This window comes from Micrococcus sp. iso_26 (assembly GCF_056172975.1).
This window is the reverse complement of sequence record NZ_JBWBTV010000014.1, coordinates 1-1,307: the sequence shown is the minus strand read 5'-3', so window position 1 is coordinate 1,307 and position 1,307 is coordinate 1. Positions and strand designations below refer to the sequence as shown.

General features: G+C 72.2%; 2 protein-coding genes. Both read left to right on the top strand.

From position 1 onward, the window contains the following. Positions 1–97: 97 nt before the first annotated feature. Positions 98–586, top strand: a complete 489-nt coding sequence (locus AC0VX0_RS12300) for a hypothetical protein (RefSeq protein ID WP_475452190.1) — start codon at positions 98–100, stop codon at positions 584–586. 516 nt (positions 587–1,102) lie between these two features. Beyond that, positions 1,103–1,307, top strand: a 205-nt coding sequence (locus AC0VX0_RS12295) for a hypothetical protein (protein ID WP_475452188.1), incomplete at its 3' end; no start/stop codon positions are given.

The following is a 1,307-nucleotide window of genomic DNA, read 5'->3' as shown; positions in this document are numbered from 1 at the left end:
GGCCGGTGCGCTGCACCCCGTGTGCAGCGCACCGACCCGACCGCAGATCTCCGCGACATGTCCCCCTCTTGACCGCGCTCCCAGAAAGGACTCACCCATGACCGCCGCGATCCTCTTCCCCGCCCACCCCGCCGACCCCGAGAACGCCCCTCTCCCGCGCCCGAGCTACGTGCACATCAGCTCTCCCGACCTGATCGACGCCACCCTCTACGGGCGCTCCCAGGCCCTGACCACGCCCACGTGGACCGCGCACACCTGCGCCCGGCAGTCCGAGCTGATCGACGACGACGCCGTGAACGCCGAGGCCACCGTCTTCCTCGCCCGCACCTTGCCCGAGGTGCGCGCCGTCGTACTCGGCCCCATGATCCTCACCGGCCCCGATGGCGGCGACGTCCCCGCGAACCTTGCCCACCAGGTGCTCACCCTCTACCGGCCCGCCCACGACCCCGCAGCCGAGCTCGCCGCCGCATGGACCCCGCACACCTTCCATCGGGTCATCGAACACATCACCCTGCGCGAGTCCCTCGCGCTGACCAACGCCCTGCCCGCCGTCCTGCCCCCTGCCCCCATCCCCCTGCCCCACTGACCGCGAGCACCCGCGCAGCCCCCGCCGCCCCGGTGGGGGCTGCGCCAGCTCGACGACACCCAGCCGGCGCCGCAGCCGGCAGCTGCAGCCGGCCCTCGGCGACACGTCCCCGCCCTGACCGCGCTCGCGGGCCCCGCGGCGGCCCGGGGGAGCCTGACGATCGAGCCGGGGGTGCGGAAGACCGGTACGCCTCCCAGCCTCGTAGACTCTCGGCATCCCCTCGTTACGACGGACGGGCAGCCTTTCCTCGGACCCGCGCCAGGCGCCGACGACGGCCCGCAAGCAGGCCTGCCCCGTTCCAAGCTGATCGCGCGCCTGCGGGGCTGCGCCAACTCAATGGCCCCCCTCCCGCAGCCGGCAGCTGCAACCGGCCCTCAGCGACACGTCCCCGCCATGCCCGCGCTCGCGGGCCGGCTCATGTCGCAGACCATCTCCAGCACTCTCGGCTCCAGGAGTGCCTCCGCGGCCCCCTCACCGAGGCCGACTGCCGACGTGCACCAGGGCATCATGTGGCCCATGGATCCCATGCCCGTAGAGGTCACCCCAACCCCCATGCCCGTAGAGGTCATCCAGATGCCGACCGACCCAGCCAACTTCTGGCTGGGCCTGATCGCCGCCGTCGGCCTCTTCGCTCTATCCGGCTTCCCCGCCTGGGATCGCCTCATTGCGGACATGCAGGCCGGCAAGACGAAGAACCTCCGACGTAAGGCCCTGATCTTCA

Bases quoted from the DNA above. Each gene is read 5' to 3' on its own strand.
- AC0VX0_RS12300 (WP_475452190.1), top strand. From the start codon at position 98: ATGACCGCCGCGATCCTCTTCCCCGCCCACCCCGCCGACCCCGAGAAC.